This is a genomic window from Paenibacillus marchantiae, from assembly GCF_028771845.1.
GTDB classification, from domain to species: Bacteria; Bacillota; Bacilli; order Paenibacillales; family Paenibacillaceae; genus Paenibacillus; species Paenibacillus marchantiae.
The window spans coordinates 3,300,971-3,322,081 of sequence record NZ_CP118270.1; the positions used below are offsets into that span (position 1 = coordinate 3,300,971).

Consider the following 21,111-nt stretch of genomic DNA (forward strand, 5'->3'; position numbering starts at 1 on the left):
GAAACAGCATGACGAACGAACGGAAAGAAGCTCGAGAAGTAAATAATGAAACGAATGACATACCTTCCGGGTTTCATCCGGTATATATGATTGAGCTGTTATTTCAGGAACGTCCCGTTATAGATCAGGGGCGTTTGCATGATGCACTGAGCCGTCATACCGGACAAGTCCGGCTTGACGTGAAGCGGGGTAATGAGGAGCATAATCCTGAGATGCTGGTTTTCTACCACCTGGATTATAAGGTTTCTTTTCAGGAAGGTAATATTCCAGCACAGACTTGCATGCTCCCCATTACTGAAATTGTAGATCGTGCCCGCTTTGGAGGGGCTTTACAGCAAGCCTGGCATTGGCCAGAAGCAGGACAAGCTATGGAAACGATCCAATATTCTATCCGACTTCATGATATGTTCACTGCTGCCATGCCGCGCAAACAACGACTTGAATTGTTCCAAAAGACGATTCAGGCTGTCATGGAAGTGTTGCCTTGTGAGGCGTTATACTGGTACGGAAGTGACAAATTAGTTGAACCAGAAGCCTATGTGCTGTCACAGGAGCGTGAGGAGCATCTCTACGCTGCGATGAATGTGCGCATGTATCAGGCTGGGGGCACGGAGGAACAGCGTCAGCTGGTTATGGACACGGTAGGTTTGTCAGCACTTGGTGTGCCTGATGTACAGTGTCATTTTATTGGACTCGATCCGGATACGGTAGCCCAGACATTACTGGGTGCCGCCTATTACATATTTGATCAGGGAGATGTTCTACAGGATGGACAGACGCTGGGATCTTCCGGCGGACGACGCTGGCGTTGTGAGCATCAGGCGGCGTTGATTGCACCAGGACGATATGTAATTGACCTGGACCCGGGTGATGAACATGCTGCTGCTCCGCTTGAGCCGGCGCGGCAGACCTGAGACATATCTCGATAACGTCAGAAGGTGCGAAGACGACATCCAGAATTTTTTTTGGTATCCGAGTGTCAGGTCAAGCCCTTGCTGCTTATACTGCATCAACAGAGTAGGCATTCGCCCGGATTGACGAGCAACAGGCCGTTGCTTAGTTATTCGGTACTTCATTTAAGGTAAAGGGAGAGATGAGACGTGAAGGATTCTAACAAAAGTTTGTTGTGGGGAGCATTAATCGGCTCGGTTGTAGGTTCAGTGACAGCTTTGCTGCTGGCGCCAAAATCCGGACGCGAACTTCGTCAAGATATTTCGGAAGGTGCACGTCAGGTGAGTGAGAAGGGTCAGGAACTGGCTAGCAAGGTAGGAGAACAAAGCGCACAGATCGTATCCAAAGTAAAAGAGACGGCAGATGCCGTTATCCAGGATATCCAATCGTGGCGCAATTGCGCTGAAGGTAAAGAAGTGCGCGTATCCGCCGTCATTACTGATTCCGATTCTTCCATCGATGCAGATGCAGCAAATGAGTCTGGCATTGAAGTCATTGCGAAGCTTCCTGCCGACGACTCCAAAGATAACATCTAAAGCTAAGCTTGAACGCGAGCAGGCTTTCCTCCATCTGGAGGGGAGCCTGCTTTGTTGTGCGTGGTCGTGTAGGAGTTGTACGATGCGGCATTTTGTTTGAACCCTGCGATGAAATCGGGTAAGATGTAGGTACCTTTTTGCCTGAAAATTCATACGGTAGGAAGAAAGCTCTGGGAACCAATATGTTAACAGAACCAATTCAATGAAGAAGGAAGCGGTGTGTTCGTGCAGCAAGCAATCGCTATATTAGACTCCGGTGTAGGGGGATTGACGGTCGCCAAGGAAGTGATGCGTCAGCTCCCACGGGAAAAGATCATATATTTTGGAGATACTGCCCGGACACCGTACGGACCCCGTTCGTCCGAACAAGTTAAACAATTCACGGAACAAATCGTTGATTTCTTGATCCAGTTCGATCCGAAGGTTATCGTTATCGCCTGTAATACGGCTACGGCAGCAGCGCTCGACTATATTCGAGCCAAGGTGAATGTGCCTGTCATTGGTGTCATTCATCCTGGAGCACGAGCAGCCATCACAGCGACACGCACAGGACGCATCGGTGTCATTGGCACCGTGGGGACCATTGGAAGTGGTGCATATACGTCTGCACTCAAACAGTTGTCTCCCTATATTGATGTGGTCAGTCAGGCTTGTCCGGCACTTGTGCCACTGGTGGAGCAAGGCGAATTCCGTTCCAAGCAAACGACAAGTACGGTGGAGCAATCTCTAGGCCAGATTAAACAACAGCCGATTGATTGTCTTATTCTGGGTTGTACGCACTATCCTTTTCTCATGGATACCATTCAGGAGGTTATGGGGCAGGAAGTGAAGCTGATTAGTTCGGCAGATGAAACGGCAAGGGAAATCAGTACGATTTTGTATGATAAACGAAAGCTGGCCAGTGGGGATGAGACGCCGGTCCATCAGTTTTTTTGCACAGGGGACCCCCGCATGTTCCAGAATATTACCCGCCAATGGCTCGGAGAGCAGATCTCCAAAACGCCAGTTGTGTGGCAGGTTACCCAATTACCATAACTTTTTTTGATTTCAATGTTTATAAGAATCCCGGAACACTAAGTGTTCCGGGATTCTTTTGTTTATATCCGAAAGTATAAGAAGCTCAGATGTATCATCACGTTTTCTTATGTTGGAGGGATTTACGCGATTCATGTCACATGACGGACAACCAGACCCGCATACATATTACATACAGTAAGGACACAGGCGAGAAAAGGACGGGAGATTACACAATTTCCTAAGGGAAAGGAGATCGACATGGAGCTGCAATGGATTATTGTTCAACAGGGAGATACCTTGTCGCGTATTGCGGCAGCGAACCATATGACGAAGGAGTTACTGGCTGCTCTCAACCCTGAAGCAGCGTCCCAGCCCTATTTGCTAACAGGACAGATGCTGCGCATTACGCCGGGAATGGGACGAAGGTATGCAGTGCAACCAGGGGAGAAAGTGGCTGTGATTGCATTACGTTTTGGAATGAATGAAGAAGAATTGCGCGAGGCCAACCCAGAAATAGCGAACATTCCGGACTGGTGCGGACGATGTATTCATATTCCAGATTCAAATGGAAAAACTATCGTCAAGTTGCAGGGAGAGTATGGTTATCGTGAAATGAGCCGTGATATCGGTTTGCTCGAAAAGAAGTATCCATTTATCGAGATTGGCTCCATTGGCAGCAGTGTCATGGGCAAGGATTTGCCTTATCTGCGTTTGGGTCAAGGCCCCAGACATATTCATGTCAACGCATCAGTTCATGCAAATGAGTGGCTGACAACGGCGGTTCTGATGCGGTTCATTGAAGAATATGCGAAGGCCTACAGTACACATACGCCATGGCATCAATTCCAGACGGAACGCTGGATGCAGGAAACTACGCTGTGGGGTGTGCCCATGGTCAACCCGGATGGAGTTGAATTGGTGCAAGAGGGCGTGGTCAATGATCATCCCCATGCAGAAGAATTGCTGGCATGGAATGCTGGACGCTCCCATTTTACGCATTGGAAGTCTAATATCAGGGGAGTAGACCTTAACGATCAATTCCCGGCTTATTGGGAGGAAGAAGCAGCTAGAAGAGGGATAACGACACCAGGGCCCAGAGATTATGCAGGAACCGCTCCCTTATCGGAACCGGAGGCATGGGCACTTGCACAGTGGACCGAGCAACATCATTTCGATGCTGTCGTTTCGCTGCACAGTCAGGGACAAGAAATTTATTGGAACTACCGAGATTTGGAGCCAAAGGAGAGTGCCCCGCTGTCACGCAGACTGGCAAGGGCTTCGGGGTACAAGGCAGTTAAGCTGGGTGGAAGTGATGCAGGGTACAAAGACTGGTTCATTCAGAAGTTTCGAAAGCCCGGCTTCACGGTAGAAGTGGGACTTGGGGTCAACCCGCTGCCCATGGATCAGTTCGATGACATCTGCGTAGAGGTTGGCATGCTGTTGGCTGAATTATTAACAGATCGAGAGCACTAACAGGGAAGACCGGGAATCCATGAAATCTGACTTCACATAATTTGGATGGGAAGACATGAAACTTAAAGGTTGTCCACTCGTATAACAGGAACGGGCGCTGTGACCGGCGTTCGTTTTTTTAATCTGCATATTGCATCATTCGTTCCGGATCGCTCTGGAACGGGTAATGATGGGTGTGACTATAACGTGTTCTGTTTTATTTCAGTGCAATAATCATACGGAGGGGTTCATATGAAGTGGAGAAGACTGCTGTCATTCAAACGATGGACACAAGTATTCAAACGGCTGCCGCGTCTGTTGCGGGCTCCTCAGATCCCTTTGGGTGAGAAGCTGCTGTTCATCATCCCGGCGCTGCTCTACTGGGTGCTTCCTGACGTGATGCCGTTTATGCCTATAGATGATATCGGGGTTACGTTGTTGCTGATGAACTGGTTTGTAAGTCGTGCGGAGCGCAAATATCCGGTACTTACAGCGGGTGCGTCGTCTTAATCCGACACAAAATGGGTGGTTTTAACATCGATTTTGCATCAATGTTATTGCGAAGCGCAGTAATTTTCTTTACAATAGATGCTGGAGTTTAGAAATACTGAAAAATTGTTGGAACCAGCAATTACGATATAGGAGATGAATGAAATGAACTGCAAAATTACACGTAATGCCGCGAAAGTATTAAAACTTGAACTGGACAAGCCTGAGAACGAAGGTAAATTGCTGCGCGTTGTGATCACACATGCACATGGAGATCATGCCCACTACGGACTCGATATCGATACGCCAAAAGAAAATGATACGGTTGTATCTACCGATAAAGAGATCGACGTTATTCTTGAGAATGATCAGCCTTTGCTGGATGGCGTTAAAATTGATTACCTTTACTTCCCTGAAGAAGGCTTCGTTATTACGAATCCATCCCAAGGCAACCACGGCGACCACTAAGGGAGCGAAGAAGGGGAACTCATGGCTAACGATATCCGCGTATGCGAAAAATGTAATCATATCAGACTAAAATCGATTGTAGCCAAGTTGGAGAAAATGGCTCCGGATACGGAGATCAAAATTGGTTGCAAATCGTATTGCGGTCCTTGCGCGAAGCGTGCTTTTGTTTTCATCAACGGTAGGTACATCAGTGCTCCGTCAGAAGAAGAAGTGCTTGCAAAAGTAGCGAAATTCGTAAAGTAATTGTATGAATTTACATTGGGCAAACTTGTCCACGAAAGGAAAGAGAGGCCGCGGCCTCTCTTTTTTTAGTTGTGATTAGGAACGGTACAGGGTTAGAACGTAAAGCCCTGCATCATTTCAAAAATCTTAAAGGTATCCTCTTGAATCTCAATGGCGATGATCGTATCGCTTTTTTTAAAATAATGAACATTCCCCATTCGCTCTTCTTCCACTTCAACCCATCCGGCTTCGGATAACTTCTCGAAATAATCGGAGGGTACATATAATCCCTGTTCTCCCCCGATATGTTTCAATTCATATTTAATGCCCGTTTTAATGTTTGGATTGTCTGAATATGTCGTTACGTTCAGCTGCTTTGCATTCACGGGGACCGGAATCTCGTTATTAATAGAGGAGCCTGTATATCCCGTTATTTCATACGTAGAAGGTGTACAGCCACTGATGAGCAGCAATAAAGATAGCAGTATGAACATAATCCCAAAGTTCTTCAAACGCACGCCTCCTTGTGAAAAGGTACTTATCAAATAAACGCAGTCAGACCGGAAAAGGTTATACACATCATGATATTTATTACTAATCGTTTAAGGGGAACAGTGAAGCGATCCGTCATTGTTTTAGCAAAAGAAGAATAAGGAAGGCCGATGTCAACCATCCTAATGGGGTAACAGGAACATGATCCCAAGGAGGAATACTCATGCCGAAGCGTTATGATTCCAGTTTGCAAGCCGATACGACCGTATCCCAGGCGCAGAATGCAGTGAACAAACTTCATTATGCCGTTTCACAGGCAATGTCACATCCAACAGAACAGACCATTGAACAGGCAGAACGCCGTTTGGCGCATACCGAGCAGGCTATGCGTCAAGCTGAACGTTCGCTTGGAGGTCAGGGCGTTGAGCTGGCAGAAGAGATGTTCATTGAGGAGAAGAGAAGATTGAACTCGATCCAGAGTCAGAATGGGCAAGGGGATCTATAGGCGTTCCTGTCACACCAGAAACCCGCAGAGCAGCAGTGCTTTGCGGGTTATTCATGTCTCTTTTGAATGACCCCAAGAAGTGGATCTCAGTCAAACTGTGTGTAACGTGCCGCTTAAAATTTTGTGAGAAGGTTAATAGACCATGAGCAGGCAAATTTCACACAGGAGGTACAGAATGACAAAACATATTACAGATTGTACGATTCTGAACAACGGCGTGACGATGCCATGGCTGGGATTTGGGACTTATCGAGCAAAGGGTAAAGAAGTACAGCAAGCAGTGGAGACTGCATTGGAAGTTGGATATCGGAGCATTGATACGGCGTCCGTTTATGGAAATGAAGAGGAAGTGGGACAAGCCATTGCGAGCAGTGGTGTTGCTCGGAATGAGCTGTTTGTGACAACCAAGCTGTGGAACGAGGATCAAGGCTTTGATTCGACCTTGAGAGCATTTGAGGCCAGTCAGAAGGCGCTTGGATTAAATGTCATTGATCTATACTTAATTCACTGGCCTGGTAGAGACCAGTATAAGGAGACGTGGAGAGCTTTCGAACGTCTATATAGCGAAGGAAGTGTACGTGCCATTGGTGTAAGTAATTTCGAAGTACACCATCTGCGCGATATCATAGATGAAGGTGGAACGGTACCTGCGGTGAATCAGGTGGAACTGCATCCGGGTCTGATTCAACAGGAACTGCAGGATTTCTGCGGGGAGCAGGGCATTCAACTGGAGGCATGGAGCCCCATTATGAGAGGTAAACTGAACAAGGAATCGGCTTTGAAAAGTCTGGCCCAGAAATACGGAAAAACACCAGCGCAAGTTATTCTGCGTTGGGATATTCAGAATCAGATCGTGACGATTCCGAAGTCGGTTACCCCGGAGCGGATACGCGAGAATGCGGACATCTTTGATTTTGAACTGACTCCTGATGAGCTGAAACTGATTGATGCGCTGGATTCGGATAAACGGACGGGACCACATCCGGATCAGCTGTTTTGGGATTGAGCGTGTAGCTCAATTCCAAAATAAGTGTTTAATGATCTGCGTGGAGTTGTTCCGGATACGGATCATTCTTCCAATCGCTGTTGTCTCCAAATTTTTTGATTCAAAATTCTCAAGGTGAAAATTTGGAGACAGCTTATGCTTCCGAAGCAGCTTTCCTACAGAAAGCTTTCAGGCGAACGCTCCGCTTCTTCAGAATTGATTCCGTCCCCTCCACTGCAACTGTTTATCAAACACTAAAACTTTAGTATGAGCTTGAGTTGTAGATTGTAAAAAAAGCAGCAGGATCAAGGGAAGCCCCTTGATCCTGCTGCTTTTGTGTTATTTGGATTGATCCGATTGCGGAACCTCGCAGCCGTCTTCGGTGCATACTCCACTGCCATCTGCGTCAGTGGTGTTGGACTCTACCATTGTGAAGGGGGAACGCTCGTCCCATGCTTTCTGGATAGCGTCAAGGAACACCTCATCCGGTTGAGCGCCAGATACAGCGAACTTGCGATCAAATACGAAGAACGGTACACCCCGGATGCCTAACTGTTCGCCTTCTGCCTGGTCGGCACGCACTTGGTCTGCGAATTGATTACTGGACAACACTTCTGCTGCTGCATTGCGATCTAGACCTACTTCTTCAGCCAACTCGATCAGTACATCGGAATTGCCGACATGTTTACCTTCAATGAAGATCGCTTGAAATAGTCGTTCGCTCAACTCAAGCATTTTTCCTTGTGTTTCTGCCCAATGCGTCAGACGGTGAGCAGAGAAGGAGTTGGTAGGGATCATCTCATCAATGTTGTATTCCAGTCCAGCCGTACGAGCATTGGCATTCATTTGGGCATTCATGCCGCGTGCCTGCTCCACACTCATATTGTATTTGGCAGCCAGATATTCTGCGTTGGTTTTGCCACTATTCAATTCAGCATTTGGATCAAGCTCAAAACTTTTGAACTGTAATTTCACATCATCGCGGTGGGGGAATTGTGCGAGTACATTCTCAAGACGACGTTTGCCAATATAACAGAAAGGACACATAAAGTCGGACCATATTTCAATATTCATTCATTAAAACCTCCATCATCTATAAATGAAACCAATACAGTTACAATTATATAGCGACTTTCCATCATTCGCAAGGTTGTGGTTATTACCAGCCTCGAAAAAAGAAGTGCCGAAGCATGCAACGGATTGCAGCCTCAACACTTATAATTTAACTTCTTACTTATCCCGGTATGCCTTGGTCCAATGATAAGGCTGAATTTCGTCCAATCGTTTGTAAATTAAAGCTCCATCCGGATCGTACACGGCAGCCTTCACGTCTTCTCCCCAGAAAAACAATCGTTCCTGGCACACACCACAAGGGGTGAGGACCTTGAATTCTGAGTGCTCATCGTCCCGTGCTACACAGATCGAGTGGGTGACCCGCTCGTTTAATTTGTGGGCTTCCAGATAGGCGCCTGTTTCCATACACAGATGCGTGGCGTCGTTAATCACTTCTGGAGCTACGCTGATTAACAGCGATCCAGCTTCGGTATAAACAGCAGCTGCGCCGCCCCACCCTTGAGGGTAGCGATGTTTGACAAAGTTTGCAGCTTCTTCGAACAGCTTTTGTTCGATATTGAATTGGTCTGGATGTGACGTCATGGTCATGCACTAGCTCCATTTCATTGTAGTATCGGGTTAACTTTGAAAAATGAATTATACCGTTCCGTCAGCTACCGTTCCATATCTGTTAGGATTCGGACGCAGGCGCTTGTTCCTCGCGAAAACGCGAGATCAGGTCAAACGTATTAACCGTATCTGACACATGCAGTCGCTTTGTTGCTTCATCATGACCAGATCGGCAAGCATTAATATCCGTTTTGGTACCAGTAGACAGATCGTAACAGGAGCCGCTGTCATAGATGTAATCATCCGAAGGGATATAGAACAGGGAGCCATCTGTAAATGCACCACTGCGCAATACCACCATACGGGAGGAACCGTCGTACACATCGTTGCCCATGTGGTAGTAGGATTGATCTGAAATACCGAGCAGATGCAGTACTGAAGGTGTAACATCCAGTTGTCCGGCAGGCTCGTCAATCGTTCCCGCTGCGGCTCCGTCAGGCAGATGCACCAGCAAAGGCACTTCGTTCATAATCTGCTCCATATCCAGATCAGTTAGTGAACGTCCGAGAAATTTCTCGTATTGTGGCTGCTCCTTAATGGAATTATCGTGATCCCCATAGAACATGAAGATCGTTTTGTCCCATAATCCCCGATTTTTCAGGTCTTCCACCATGTTACCGAGCGCAGAATCCACGTAATGAACGGATTGCAGATAGTTGCCAAACATCGTTCCTTTGAATTCACCCACATCCAACTGCTGTTTATCTTGGGGTAACGCGTATGGATGATGACTGCTGAGCGTAATGAGGAATGAGTAGAAGGGCTCTGTAACCTCACTGCTCATTTTTTCAACCGATTGGCGGAAAAAGGACTCATCCGACAGCGACCAGCCAAGCGGGTCATCCTGTTCAAAATCATTTTTACTGTAAAACTTGTCATACTTCATATTCTGATACATCGTATAACGATTCCAAAATCCGCTCTCATAGGCATGAAATACATTCGTACTATAACCATGATCCTTCAAGATAGAAGGCAGAGAATCATAACTGTGGTCTGCGTAACGGACAAACGCGGATCCAACCGACAGTGGATGCAATGAAATATTGGCCCCAAAGTCAGCATCCGATGTTCGCCCCTGACCTGTCTGGTGATAAAAGTGACTGTAGTACTGGCTTTCCTTCATCAGCTCGTTAAAATGAGGCGTAATTTCCTGTCCGCCAATGCTCTGACCAATCATGAAATTCATGAAGGCTTCACCTTGGACAATGATCACATTGCTGTCTTTGTACTTGCCAAACATCTCATCCTTCAGTGGATCAGCCTGCTGTCTGCTGGCGAAATAAGCTTCCGCCTGTTCGAGATCGGCAGGATCGACCTCCGGTCCAGAGCCGAGCTGGTCTTTGGCATAGTTGTACAGATCATAGCCATGAAAAGCAAGAAGTCCGGTAACATTGTACATGGATACGTTCCACCAGTTGTTATCGAACAACCCTTTTGCCCAGGTTTTACTATAAAAATATATCGGACCAACCGCGAGCCCCAGACCCAATACCAGAGCAATGCTGCCTGCGGTGAGTCGACGACGCACACTTGATTTGCCTGAATTTGACGTGTAGGAGTTCAACCCGTTCGAATATGCGCTGGAACGTCCACGACGGTTACGTTTGCTGAACAGCAGGATCGCTGCGTATGGGATAATCACCAGCCAATCTACGAAGAACCACAGATCACTGGCGTAAATAAGCGTAGCAATACTGTCTCCCAAAGCGTCAACCTGTCTGGCTTGCATCAGCACAGGGATTGTTAGGAAATCCTGAAAGTAGCGATAATAAACCATATCCGCATAGATCAGTGCAGTGAGCAGCAGATTGAGTATAACGAGTGATATAATCATGCCCCGGCGAGGCAGCCACCAGGTCCAGAAGGACAGAAGCAGCAGCGAACCGATGGCAATCACTTTGTCCAGAAGACCCATCGTAATGTTGTAAGCGTGCAGATTGTGGTGGAGCCACATTAATTTGAGCAGCATGAGTACAAGAAAAATAAGATATAACGTAAGTGGATGATTCAGAAGCCCACGCGGCGTAAGGCTGCGTGTTGGCTTAGTGACAAACATATATGTCTCCTCCCTGATGAATGGTTTTGTTAACGGAATGTAAAATAGGACTTTATCCATTATAGCGTGGTGTCATGGCTTTTCAACTATGCCCAGGGGAGAAAATCTTCATGCGGAAGCAATGTTAACAAGATCATCCATAAGTATCCCGAAATACATACAAAAAAACGCCCCAGCCGTGAACGGCAGGAGCGCTTGATCATTCCAATATTATTATTGTTGTGGTGTTTTATTACGTGGAGGCAGTGGGCCCAAATACTGATAATATTGGGTTTCAATGCGTCCATTGAACAACTTACGGCGCTTGTCTGCCTTGTGTCCAAAGTCTTCCTCGAAAGATTTGGTCGACGTGATGGCAAAAAAGGACCATGTCGGTAAATCGAGGTAACTGCGCCCTAAAGAACGTAGCAGCTTCTGCACTTCTTTCTCTTCACTCAAACGTTCACCATATGGAGGGTTGGTAATAATGACACCATATTCGCCCTGTGGTCTTGCACGATGAGCGGGCAGGACGCTGACTTCAATATCTTTGGCGAAGCCGGCACTCTTGATTGCTGCCTGTGCTACTTCAATAGCTTCCGGATCGATGTCGCTGCCCGAAATTTGCAATGGAATATCGTCGCGAACCGCGTCAAATGCTTCTTCGCGCGCCTGTTCCCACAATTCTTCAGGAATGACAGCCCAGTTCTCGGAGTTGAAGGTCCGACGAAGTCCAGGTGCAATGTTCCAGCCGATCATGGCGGCTTCAATCAGCATGGTGCCTGAACCGCAACATGGATCATAGAATGGACGGGAAACATTCCAGCGGCTGAGCTGAATAAGTGCCGCAGCAAGCGTTTCTTTGAGTGGTGCTTCGGTTACGAGTTTACGATAACCCCGTTTATGCAGACCTGGTCCCGTCGTATCTAAAGTAAGCAGGGCGCGATCGTTCAGCAGAATGACCTCAATCACATAACGAGACCCATCCTCTGGGAACCACTCCGTGTCATAAGTCAGCTTCAGTTTCTCTACGATTGCTTTCTTCACGATCCCTTGTGATGCAGGCACACTGCTCAACTGAGATTTTTGGGAGCGACCTTCAACCGGAAATTCGCCATCGGCTGGAATCCATTCCTCCCAAGGTAATGCTTTGGTACCTTCAAATAATTCATCGAAAGTTGTCGCCGGGAATTCACCCATTTTGACCAACACCCGGTCGGAACTTCTCAGCCACAGATTACACCGGCAAATATCAATATAATCTCCAGTGAAGAAAACCCGGCCATTGTCGATCGTAACATCCTCATACCCCAGTTGCTTCAGTTCCCGGGCGACAACAGCCTCGAGTCCCATCGCCGAGGTCGCAATCAATTGCAATTGAGCCATGTGATTCATTTCAACTCCATTTCAAGCTGGGGAAGGAATATCCTTCTCTCAGCTGTATAGTGACGGTGCGGCCTTGCCGCTTTCCGTGAAAAAACTTACAATGAGAAATGCGGTGAGCTAATGCATTCATCTTTCGAGCCGATGCAGCAGTTCAACCACCTGTGTTTGACAACAAACATTTATTATAGAACATTGGCATCCATATGGAAAGCAGTCCAAGTGTCCAAGGAGGATTTTAGCGGTGAATCTGACCCCTGACGAATATGTAAATCAATTATTTCAAGAAGATGATCTCTTGTTAAAGGTAAAAGAAGCCATCCGATCGAACGGCATGCCGGAAGTTTCGGTTGCAGCGGCTTATGGCCGTTTGCTCACTTTTCTCGCGATGACATCGAAAGCGGAGGCTGTACTCGAAATCGGCGTGCTGGGCGGATACAGCGGAATTTGTCTTGCTCGCGGTTTAAGTGACGGGGGGACCCTGACTTCGCTTGAACTAAAAGAGCAATACGCAGCGATGGCTCGTGGTCATCTGGAGGAAGCAGGCTTTGGGGATAAAGTCGAATATCGAATTGGCCCCGCAGCTGACAGTCTGGAGCAGCTGGCACAGGAAGGACGTACCTTCGATTTCTTCTTCATTGATGCAGACAAGGAGAATTATCCCGTATACCTCGATTACGCCATTAAGCTCGCGCGGCCCGGGGCGGTCATTGTGGGAGATAACTGTTTCCTGCGCGGCCGTACGCTGAATTCAGACAAGCAGGGTCCGGCTGTCCTCGCGGTTCGACGCTTCAACGAGCAGATGGCGAGTGACCCGCGCCTCGTAACAACGATGCTGCCGGATTATGATGGTCTGGCTCTGGCCTGGGTGAAGTAAGAAAAGATGCAGATCCGTTAAAACGGATGGAATGCGCATTCAATTCGAAAAGAAAGAGACGATAACACTCCTGAATCTCAGGGTATTATCGTCTCTTTCTGCTTATTGGAGTGAAGTGATGAGAGCCTTATTAAACTTCCGGCGTTCCGTAAGTCTCGAACCATTTTTGGATCGTGTCAAAATCGTCGCTAAAGGACAGGCCGAGCATCAACAAAATGCGTGCTTGCTGAGGACTAAGGTTGTCACCGGCAATAACGCCTTTCCCACCGCCATATACACTGCCTGAACCTGTCCGAGTGGTCGTTACGAAGATTACGCCATCCTCGACCGCTTTGGTACGTGCTTGTCCCATCGCTCTGGAGATACCGCCTGCTCCGGTACCGGACGTTACGATCCCCTTGGCGCCGCCCTTCACAAATCCTTCAATAGCTTCGCCGCCAGCTTCCTGATAGGAAATCGCAATTTCCACCTTGGCGAGATCTGCCTTCGTGATTTTGCTCAGGTCGAATGCCGGTTTCAATGTACCTTCAGGCTTCAAGGCACGTGCAGGAGCACGGTAAATTCGAATGTTTTCTTCATCAATGTAACCTACTGCACCAAGCATCGGAGTTTCGAACGTGTCTGTTCGATAATCATTCGTTTTGGTCACGCCGCGTGCCAATTGAATGGTATCGTTCAACATTAGCACGGTCCCAAATGAAGTGGTGCGCCCGCTGCCTGCGAGCTTGATGGCGTTGTACAGATTGGCTTGTGCATCTGAGCCGATAACTGTCCAAGGGCGCATGGACCCTGTAATGATGACGGGTTTATCACTTTGTACGGTCATGTCAAGGAAGTAGGCGATTTCCTCCATGGTATCTGTACCGGTGGTAACTACAACGCTGTCATACTGAGCCAGAGCCTTGTCTACGGTTTGAGATAAGTCATAGAGATCAGCCAAGGTATAAGAACCTGAACCTGAATTTCCGAATTGGAGTGTGCTAACATCTGCAATCTTCTGTTTGTCCGGTAAGGCGTCGACCATTTCTCCAATCGGGAGTGTGCCAGCTTTATAGTTCTGGAAGCTGGTTGCATCCTCGGATTGACCTGCAATCGTACCACCCGTTCCAATGACCAGAACATTAGGCAGAGCGGATTGTTTGAACGAATCTGATAGAGCAGGGATGGTCGTATTGCGAGCCGGAGTGGATGATGCGGTCTGAACTGCACTAGTTGTACCGCTCACTTCTACCGTAGCCGCCTGAGCCGCATAGGTCCCGATGGGGGACAGGGAAATGGTCAGAGCTGTCAAAGCGGCTGTGCTCCATACAGCCCAAGGACGAAGATTTGAAGTTTTTTTCATGAATAGCACTCTCCTTCAGGTTAGTTTCGTGTGATGTTTGTTAAGGATGATATGTATATGAATTCAAATTGATTGTATTTCATGTTAAATAATATGACAATTGTAGATATAGATAGAGTAATCGGTTACATTGATAGAAATGTAGAGTATATAGCGTATTTATGAGGTTTTATGGATAAATATGAGAAGGTGAAAAAGAGAATGAGGAATATGAAATCATAATAAATAAACTTTTGTGTCATATTTTATTACATTTGAGTCTTTTGACCTGATAGATTTAGAAGGAAACTTTGGGGAAAGTGTTGCAGTATCGTCCATAGCTGAAGTGATCTTATCCAAAACGAATAGCGGGGGTATTAGTTAGCAAGTCTTGACGATTTTTGTAATCCGTTCTAGGAAAAGAGGCTCAATTATTGCCAAATATTTGTATGCCCGCAGTGTTGAGTCTATAATATATGGTGATTTCAATATGTAAATAAATATATATTAATGATTGGAGGAGAAACGATGAACCGAGCACCCAGAAAGTATGCCAATTACATTCCGATCCGGAGCTGGAGGCGGTGGAGCAGCAATTATTTCCCTTCCAGGTGTACGCTGAACTTCGTGACAATACTCCAGTCCGCTATGACAATCATCGAGAATGCTGGGATGTTTTCCGTTATGAAGATGTGCAATATGTGTTGAAAAATCCTAAACTGTTCTCTTCTGAACGTGATCGCGCAAACGCCAGCATGCTTACTACAGATCCGCCGAAGCACAAACAACTACGGGATCTGGTTAATCAGGCGTTCACACCTAGAGCGATCGAAGCGTTAGCTCCGCGTATTCAGGAAATCGCTGATGAATTATTGACTCCGCATTTTTCAGAAGGTCGTATGCGTCTTATCGATGATCTTGCTACTCCACTTCCAGTTATCGTGATCGCTGAATTAATTGGAGTCCCTGCAACAGATCGCCAGAAGTTCAAAGACTGGTCTGATGCACTCGTGAAGGGGGCACGGGATGACAGTGACGAAGCTTTCCAGGAATTGATGGAAGAAAAGAAACGGAACCAGCAGGAGTTGGCGAGCTACTTCACGGCCATTATGGAAGAAAGACGTCAGCGACCAGAGGATGATCTGATCTCTATACTGCTTGCTGCAGAGATTGAAGGGGAGAAGCTAACGGCAGAGGAAGTAGTCGGATTTTGCATCTTGTTACTTGCTGCCGGTAATGAAACCACAACCAATCTGATTACCAATGCCGTTCGTATTCTGTCAGAGCAGCCTGAGCTTCAACAGCAGCTGCGAGAACATCCTGAACTTATCCCCACTGCGGTAGAGGAAACGTTGCGTTATTATCCGCCAATTGTGGCTATTGGGCGTATTGCCAAAGAAAACGTAGAATTGAACGGACAAACGATTCAGGCGGGGGAACAGGTGATATCCTGGGTAGGATCGGCCAACCGGGATAGCGCTCAATTCGATCAGGCAGAGAAGTTCGTGCCCGACCGTAAGCCGAACAGACATATGGGTTTTGGATTTGGTATTCATTTCTGTCTCGGTGCGCCGCTTGCACGACTGGAGGCGAGGGTTGTACTTCAGACGATGCTTCGGCAAATGGAAGACATTCAGCTTGTGCCGGAAACGGTTCTGCAGCCGATTCAAAGTGCTTTTGTATTTGGCGTTAAAGAATACCCGATTCAATTCACAAACCATCTGACTTAATGACTCAATGAATCAATTTTAAGGTTTAAACAAATGAATGCCAAAAGCCGCTTTCATGCCTAATAGGCGCTGAAAGCGGCTTTTTATAAGAACAAATAACATTGAATCCAAGCGTCATGATTCTCTGATCAGAGGGGGCTTTTTGTACAGCTTGAGTCTTACCCAAACCATGTTGAGCAGCAACAGCCCACCAGAGACGATGAACAGTCCTTCGATGCCAATGAACCCGGCCATAAAGCCACCGATTACGGCTCCAAGCATGTTACCCAATGCGAGTGTGCTCGTATTAAAGCTGAACGCCCGGCTAATCATGCTGTCTGGCGTATAGGAGCGAATGAGCGCGTTGACACTCGGAAGCAGGCCACCCATGAACACACCCATCATGAAACGGACGATGATGAGCTGCCATACCGTCTGCACGAAAGCTTGCGGTATAAGCATGAGCCCTGTTCCTATAAGAGAGAATGTAAGTACCTTGTGTGAACCTACCCTGTCACTGAGCTTCCCGAGAATTGGGGACATGGCCATGTTGGATAGTCCCGTGACTGCGCCGACAAGCCCTGCCCAGAAGGCGACGTTGACATCCGAACCGTGTAACTTCTGTACATATAGCGGCAAGAGTGACATCGGGCTGATCATGGCAAATTGCAATAGGAATGTTACAGCAAATAGCGCAGGTAACTGGGGAGACTTGTTCAGTTCCTTCAGACCGGACAATACGGATTGTTCCGGCAGTTTGGCCGCTTCCTTGCGGTCAAACTTCTCTCTGACCAGGAACATGGCGAGCATTGAAGCCGCAAAGATCAGTCCGCCAGTAATATAGAAGATAGGGCGGAAGCCCACTGCATCAGCAAGCAAACCGCCGATCAGCGGACCCAGAATCGTACCGGCCACTTGGCCGGATTGGCTGATGCCCATGGCAAAACCCATGCGATCTTTCGGCGTTGTACCCGAGATCAATGCAACTGCTGCCGGGTTGAAGCCGGAGATCGTACCGTTGAGCAGTCGTAATAAAAGGAGCTGCCATGGGTTCTGTGCAAAACCCATCAAGGCAATAACAATCGCCATCCCGAATCCGGAACGCAGCAACATAATTTTCCGTCCGTACTTGTCAGACAATTTGCCCCACAAGGGCTGGAACAAAAATGAGGTGAGGAAGTTGGCAGCAAATATAAATCCCGCCCATATGCCAATTTCATGCTCACCAACCACGCCAAGATCCCTGGCGAGATAAAGGGACAAAAACGGGGTAATCATGGTCATTCCCGAGTTGACCAGAAATTGTCCAAACCAAAGCACAATGAGGTTTACTTTCCACGTTTTCAAAGTGCTTTCACTTCCTTTCCGATCGTTTCTGCAACGTTTCAAAAAAACACGATTCTTTCATTATAACATAATTTGCATATGGATGAGGGGATGTAAGGAATGTCATAGTATTGTCATCGGAACAGATCGACACGTGGTTGTTACCGCTCTTTAAAAAGGGCATAATGTTATTTATGAGTCCAAAAACTATTGGAGGCTTCTTACATGAGCTATAATGATCGTCTGATTCAGGCCAGCTTCAAACAGCAGGTGGACCGTGTTCCCGTGTGGTACATGCGTCAGGCTGGGCGTTATGATCCCGAATATCGCAAGATTAAGGAAAAGTATTCTTTGCTCGAAATTTGCCGTCAACCTGAGCTAGCAGCTGAAGTTACACTCATGCCGGTACGTAAACTTGGTGTGGATGCGGCTATTTTGTATTCCGATATTATGAATCCGGTTGCTTCCCTCGGTATAGATTTTGATATTGTTAAAAATATTGGACCTGTCATAGACAATCCAATCCGCACGGCGGCAGATGTGGATCGTTTGCGTCCCATTGATGTTGAAGGAGATCTGTCTCATATTCTGGAGACGATTCGAATTCTGGACAAGGAACTGGATGTACCTCTGATTACGTTTGCCGGTGCACCGTTTACCATTGCCAGCTATTTGATTGAAGGCCGACCTTCCAAAGGGTACATACGGACCAAAACGATGATGTACAGTGAACCGGAAGTGTGGCATAAATTGATGCAAAAACTGGGCGATATGGTGATTACATATGTCCGTGCTCACATTGCGAACGGCGGCAAGGCATTCCAACTGTTCGACAGCTGGGTGGGCGCACTTTCGCCAAACGACTTTAGAACGTATGTGTTGCCGACGATTACTCGTATCTTTACCGAATTATCGGATTTGAATGTACCGAAAATTTATTTCCCGGGTGTGGCTTCTGGTGAATTGCTGCCAACCCTGCATGATCTGAAAGCTGATGTGATTGGGCTGGATTGGAGAGTATCGATCTCCGAGGGACGTAAACGACTGGGCGGAAAATTTGCTGTGCAAGGTAACTTGGACCCTTATGTGCTGACTGCACCGATGGATCTGATCAAGCAGCATGCCAAATTGATTATTGACGAAGGTATCAAGGAGCCAGGGTATATTTTCAATCTGGGGCACGGACTATTTCCTGAAGCGTCTTTGGATAAATTAAGAGAACTCACGGCGTATATTCATGAATATTCCGCTGAAGCATTGAAGACTGGGGTGACGGTTACTAATGACTAATACGGTAGGTGTACTGGTGATGTCGTATGGCACACCTGAGAATATGGAAAGTATCGAAGCGTACTACACACATATCCGGAGAGGACGTCCGCCTGAACCGGAACAACTGAAGGAATTAACCGACCGTTATGAAGCGATCGTTGGGGGTGTATTCCCTCTTCGAGAAAACACGGATAATCAGGTGAAGGCCCTCCAGGAGACGTTAAACAAGGATGACCGTTCCAATGAGGTTGAATTCCGTTGTTATCAAGGGTTGAAGCATGCGTATCCGTTCATTGAGGATGGCGTGGAACAGATGGCTAAGGATGGAATTCAGACTGCAATAGGCATCGTACTGGCACCACATTTCTCCACGATGAGTGTAGGGAGCTACATCAAGCGTGCTCGTGAGAAAGCGGAAGAACTGGGTATCCAATTGTCATTCATTGAGAGTTATCATCTGCATCCGAAATTGATTCAGGCTCTCTCCACACGTGTTAGCGCCAAATTGGATGCTTTCGAGGAAGCGGGGGCCAAGCGCGGGGATGTACGAGTGCTGTTCAGTGCACACAGTCTGCCTGCGCGAATTGTAGATATCGGTGATCCATATCCGCAGCAACTGCTGGAGACTTCGGAAGTTATTGCTTCCCGTTTAGGAATTACCAACTGGCAGTTCACGTGGCAGAGTGCGGGGCGGACAGCAGAGCCATGGCTGGGCCCTGATATTCTGGACACACTTCAGGATCTTGCTCGTGAACAGGTGGAAGATGTGCTTGTAGCACCGATTGGATTCGTATCGGACCATCTGGAAGTGCTCTATGATCTTGATATTGAAGCTAAAGCGATTGCCAAAGAGATCGACATGCGCCTTATGCGTATTGATTCTCTCAATAGTGACCCACTTTACATGGAAACGTTAAGTGACGTCATTATTAGCAAGTGGCAGCAAGGAACGGATGAGTAATGGAAGACCATAAACGTCGTGTCGTTGTTGTCGGCGGAGGTCTGACCGGCCTAAGCGCGGCATTTTATATTCGGAAGCATTACCGGGAAGCAGGGGTTGAACCTGTCATCACCTTGGTTGAGAAGAGTTCTTCCATGGGTGGCATGATTGAAACGCTGCACCGGGATGGGTTCGTCATTGAGAAGGGACCAGATTCTTTCCTTGCCCGCAAAACGGCGATGATTGATTTGGCTAAAGAGCTGGAAATTGACCATGAACTGGTCAGCCAAAATCCGGAATCCAAAAAAACGTACATCATGCAGCGTGGCAAGCTGCATCCTATGCCGGCAGGACTCATTCTCGGTATTCCGACGGAGTTGAGACCTTTTCTGAGAAGTGGTCTTGTATCTCCGGCAGGCAAGCTGCGCGCATTAATGGATTTTGTCATCCCTCCCCGTCGTACAACAGAGGATGAATCGCTTGGTTATATGATTGAGCGCCGCCTTGGAGCGGAAGTGCTGGAAAACCTGACTGAACCGTTGCTCGCAGGCATCTATGCAGGTGATATGCGGCGATTGAGTCTTCAGGCAACCTTTCCGCAATTCGGTGAAGTGGAGCGGGATTATGGTAGTTTGATCCGAGGAATGATGACGGGCCGCAAACCGACAGAGACCCATACGGGAACGAAGAAAAGTGCTTTTCTGAACTTCCGTCAGGGCTTGCAGAGCCTGGTTCATGCGCTTGTACATGAGTTGCAGGACGTGGATCAACGGCTGAACACTTCCGTGAAATCTCTGGAGGTTCAGACTGGAGATGCGGCCAAGTATAGCATTCAACTGGATAACGGAGAACGTCTTGAAGCAGATGATGTAGTCATTACCGTGCCTACGTATGTTGCATCTGAACTGCTGCAACCACATGTGGATACAGCGGCTCTGGATGCAATCAATTACGTATCGGTAGCGAATGTGGTGCTGGCTTTTGAGAAAAAGGATATCGAACATGTATTTGATGGGTCTGGTTTCCTCGTTCCGCGTAAGGAAGGTCGAAATATTACAGCATGTACTTGGACATCAACCAAGTGGCTGCACACCAGCCCAGATGACAAAGTACTGCTTCGCTGTTATGTTGGCCGTTCCGGAGACGAACAGAATGTGGAGCTCCCGGATGATGCACTAACAGATCTGGTACTCAAGGACTTGCGTGAAACAATGGGCGTTGAGGCCGTTCCGATCTTCTCGGAAATTACTCGGCTCCGCAAATCCATGCCACAGTATCCGGTAGGTCATCTGCAGCAGATTGCAGCACTGCGCGAACAACTTGGCAGCAAATTGCCGGGGGTATACATTGCCGGCGCTGGTTATGAAGGGGTAGGCTTGCCTGACTGTATCAAACAGGCGAAGGAAATGTCAGTTCAAGCTACGCAATTGATTGCTGCAAAGTAA

At 47.5% G+C, this 21,111-nt stretch carries 20 protein-coding genes and 1 pseudogene; 14 read left to right on the forward strand and 7 right to left on the reverse strand.

Annotated elements, in window-relative coordinates; translation table 11 throughout:
• Positions 1-8: 8 nt before the first annotated feature.
• The 7 genes from PTQ21_RS15210 to PTQ21_RS15240 all read left to right on the forward strand — a co-directional run bounded on the left by PTQ21_RS15210 (position 9) and on the right by PTQ21_RS15240 (position 5,156).
• Positions 9-914, forward strand: a complete 906-nt coding sequence (locus PTQ21_RS15210) for a DUF4261 domain-containing protein (RefSeq protein WP_274570376.1) — start codon at positions 9-11, stop codon at positions 912-914.
• A 186-nt stretch (positions 915-1,100) separates the two neighbouring features.
• Positions 1,101-1,487, forward strand: a complete 387-nt coding sequence (locus PTQ21_RS15215) for a YtxH domain-containing protein (RefSeq protein ID WP_274570377.1) — start codon at positions 1,101-1,103, stop codon at positions 1,485-1,487.
• A 225-nt stretch (positions 1,488-1,712) separates the two neighbouring features.
• Positions 1,713-2,522, forward strand: coding sequence for a glutamate racemase (gene racE / locus PTQ21_RS15220; protein WP_072733426.1), 810 nt, complete (start codon positions 1,713-1,715; stop codon positions 2,520-2,522).
• 240 nt (positions 2,523-2,762) lie between these two features.
• Positions 2,763-3,977, forward strand: a complete 1,215-nt coding sequence (locus tag PTQ21_RS15225; RefSeq protein ID WP_371129211.1) for a M14 family metallopeptidase — start codon at positions 2,763-2,765, stop codon at positions 3,975-3,977.
• A 231-nt stretch (positions 3,978-4,208) separates the two neighbouring features.
• Positions 4,209-4,466 (forward strand): hypothetical protein, encoded by a 258-nt coding sequence (locus PTQ21_RS15230; protein WP_062322197.1) that lies wholly within the window; start codon positions 4,209-4,211, stop codon positions 4,464-4,466.
• 144 nt (positions 4,467-4,610) lie between these two features.
• Positions 4,611-4,913, forward strand: a complete 303-nt coding sequence (locus PTQ21_RS15235; protein ID WP_063564902.1) for a hypothetical protein — start codon at positions 4,611-4,613, stop codon at positions 4,911-4,913.
• Positions 4,914-4,934: 21 nt separating this feature from the next.
• Positions 4,935-5,156 (forward strand): YuzB family protein, encoded by a 222-nt coding sequence (locus tag PTQ21_RS15240; RefSeq protein ID WP_024629198.1) that lies wholly within the window; start codon positions 4,935-4,937, stop codon positions 5,154-5,156.
• 92 nt (positions 5,157-5,248) lie between these two features.
• Here PTQ21_RS15240 and PTQ21_RS15245 read toward each other — a convergent pair whose 3' ends face one another.
• Entirely contained in the window at positions 5,249-5,647 is a 399-nt protein-coding gene (locus tag PTQ21_RS15245; RefSeq protein WP_063564901.1) for a hypothetical protein, read from the reverse strand.
• A gap of 203 nt (positions 5,648-5,850) precedes the next feature.
• Between PTQ21_RS15245 and PTQ21_RS15250 the strand changes: the two genes are divergently transcribed.
• Entirely contained in the window at positions 5,851-6,132 is a 282-nt protein-coding gene (locus PTQ21_RS15250; protein ID WP_090805070.1) for a hypothetical protein, read from the forward strand.
• Positions 6,133-6,307: 175 nt separating this feature from the next.
• The gene (locus PTQ21_RS15255; RefSeq protein WP_063564899.1) at positions 6,308-7,138 is read left to right on the forward strand and encodes an aldo/keto reductase; all 831 of its coding nucleotides are present in this window, start codon (positions 6,308-6,310) and stop codon (positions 7,136-7,138) included.
• Positions 7,139-7,456: 318 nt separating this feature from the next.
• Here the strand turns inward: PTQ21_RS15255 and PTQ21_RS15260 are convergent, their stop codons facing one another.
• The 4 genes from PTQ21_RS15260 to PTQ21_RS15275 form a co-directional block, all read right to left on the reverse strand.
• The gene (locus PTQ21_RS15260) at positions 7,457-8,191 is read right to left on the reverse strand and encodes a DsbA family oxidoreductase (RefSeq protein WP_274570378.1); all 735 of its coding nucleotides are present in this window, start codon (positions 8,189-8,191) and stop codon (positions 7,457-7,459) included.
• A 156-nt stretch (positions 8,192-8,347) separates the two neighbouring features.
• The gene (locus PTQ21_RS15265; RefSeq protein WP_063564955.1) at positions 8,348-8,773 is read right to left on the reverse strand and encodes a cytidine deaminase; all 426 of its coding nucleotides are present in this window, start codon (positions 8,771-8,773) and stop codon (positions 8,348-8,350) included.
• Between the two features lie 88 nt (positions 8,774-8,861).
• Positions 8,862-10,859 carry an LTA synthase family protein gene (locus PTQ21_RS15270; protein ID WP_274570379.1) on the reverse strand — a complete coding sequence of 666 codons (1,998 nt, stop codon included), beginning with the start codon at positions 10,857-10,859 and terminating at the stop codon, positions 8,862-8,864.
• A gap of 213 nt (positions 10,860-11,072) precedes the next feature.
• Positions 11,073-12,224, reverse strand: coding sequence for a THUMP domain-containing class I SAM-dependent RNA methyltransferase (locus PTQ21_RS15275; protein ID WP_063564896.1), 1,152 nt, complete (start codon positions 12,222-12,224; stop codon positions 11,073-11,075).
• A gap of 241 nt (positions 12,225-12,465) precedes the next feature.
• Between PTQ21_RS15275 and PTQ21_RS15280 the strand changes: the two genes are divergently transcribed.
• Entirely contained in the window at positions 12,466-13,098 is a 633-nt protein-coding gene (locus PTQ21_RS15280; protein ID WP_274570380.1) for an O-methyltransferase, read from the forward strand.
• Positions 13,099-13,228: 130 nt separating this feature from the next.
• Here PTQ21_RS15280 and PTQ21_RS15285 read toward each other — a convergent pair whose 3' ends face one another.
• Complete coding sequence (locus PTQ21_RS15285; RefSeq protein ID WP_274570381.1) at positions 13,229-14,440, reverse strand: asparaginase; 1,212 nt, start codon at positions 14,438-14,440, stop codon at positions 13,229-13,231.
• A gap of 507 nt (positions 14,441-14,947) precedes the next feature.
• Between PTQ21_RS15285 and PTQ21_RS15290 the strand changes: the two are divergent.
• Positions 14,948-16,149 (forward strand): annotated as a pseudogene (locus PTQ21_RS15290) (cytochrome P450).
• Between the two features lie 114 nt (positions 16,150-16,263).
• On the opposite strand, the gene PTQ21_RS15295 reads toward PTQ21_RS15290, so the two are convergent.
• Entirely contained in the window at positions 16,264-17,475 is a 1,212-nt protein-coding gene (locus PTQ21_RS15295; RefSeq protein WP_063564892.1) for an MFS transporter, read from the reverse strand.
• Positions 17,476-17,679: 204 nt separating this feature from the next.
• Here PTQ21_RS15295 and hemE point away from each other — a divergent pair, with 204 nt between their 5' ends.
• The 3 genes from hemE to hemY are packed head-to-tail and all read left to right on the forward strand — an operon-like array spanning position 17,680 to position 21,111.
• Positions 17,680-18,744 (forward strand): uroporphyrinogen decarboxylase, encoded by a 1,065-nt coding sequence (gene hemE, locus PTQ21_RS15300; RefSeq protein ID WP_090948915.1) that lies wholly within the window; start codon positions 17,680-17,682, stop codon positions 18,742-18,744.
• Positions 18,737-19,687 carry a ferrochelatase gene (gene hemH / locus PTQ21_RS15305; protein WP_274570382.1) on the forward strand — a complete coding sequence of 317 codons (951 nt, stop codon included), beginning with the start codon at positions 18,737-18,739 and terminating at the stop codon, positions 19,685-19,687. Before hemE ends, hemH begins: the two co-directional genes overlap by 8 nt.
• Positions 19,687-21,111 carry a protoporphyrinogen oxidase gene (gene hemY / locus PTQ21_RS15310; RefSeq protein ID WP_063564889.1) on the forward strand — a complete coding sequence of 475 codons (1,425 nt, stop codon included), beginning with the start codon at positions 19,687-19,689 and terminating at the stop codon, positions 21,109-21,111. The genes hemH and hemY overlap by 1 nt, the downstream gene beginning before the upstream one ends.

Coding starts and splice junctions, on each gene's coding strand:
- hemE (WP_090948915.1), top strand. CDS start 17,680: ATGAGCTATAATGATCGTCTGATTCAGGCCAGCTTCAAACAGCAGGTG.
- PTQ21_RS15270 (WP_274570379.1), bottom strand. CDS start 10,859: ATGTTTGTCACTAAGCCAACACGCAGCCTTACGCCGCGTGGGCTTCTG.
- PTQ21_RS15260 (WP_274570378.1), bottom strand. CDS start 8,191: ATGAATATTGAAATATGGTCCGACTTTATGTGTCCTTTCTGTTATATT.
- hemH (WP_274570382.1), top strand. CDS start 18,737: ATGACTAATACGGTAGGTGTACTGGTGATGTCGTATGGCACACCTGAG.
- PTQ21_RS15230 (WP_062322197.1), top strand. CDS start 4,209: ATGAAGTGGAGAAGACTGCTGTCATTCAAACGATGGACACAAGTATTC.
- PTQ21_RS15285 (WP_274570381.1), bottom strand. CDS start 14,440: ATGAAAAAAACTTCAAATCTTCGTCCTTGGGCTGTATGGAGCACAGCC.
- PTQ21_RS15275 (WP_063564896.1), bottom strand. CDS start 12,224: ATGGCTCAATTGCAATTGATTGCGACCTCGGCGATGGGACTCGAGGCT.
- PTQ21_RS15235 (WP_063564902.1), top strand. CDS start 4,611: ATGAACTGCAAAATTACACGTAATGCCGCGAAAGTATTAAAACTTGAA.
- PTQ21_RS15210 (WP_274570376.1), top strand. CDS start 9: ATGACGAACGAACGGAAAGAAGCTCGAGAAGTAAATAATGAAACGAAT.
- PTQ21_RS15250 (WP_090805070.1), top strand. CDS start 5,851: ATGCCGAAGCGTTATGATTCCAGTTTGCAAGCCGATACGACCGTATCC.
- PTQ21_RS15265 (WP_063564955.1), bottom strand. CDS start 8,773: ATGACGTCACATCCAGACCAATTCAATATCGAACAAAAGCTGTTCGAA.
- PTQ21_RS15240 (WP_024629198.1), top strand. CDS start 4,935: ATGGCTAACGATATCCGCGTATGCGAAAAATGTAATCATATCAGACTA.
- hemY (WP_063564889.1), top strand. CDS start 19,687: ATGGAAGACCATAAACGTCGTGTCGTTGTTGTCGGCGGAGGTCTGACC.
- PTQ21_RS15255 (WP_063564899.1), top strand. CDS start 6,308: ATGACAAAACATATTACAGATTGTACGATTCTGAACAACGGCGTGACG.
- PTQ21_RS15225 (WP_371129211.1), top strand. CDS start 2,763: ATGGAGCTGCAATGGATTATTGTTCAACAGGGAGATACCTTGTCGCGT.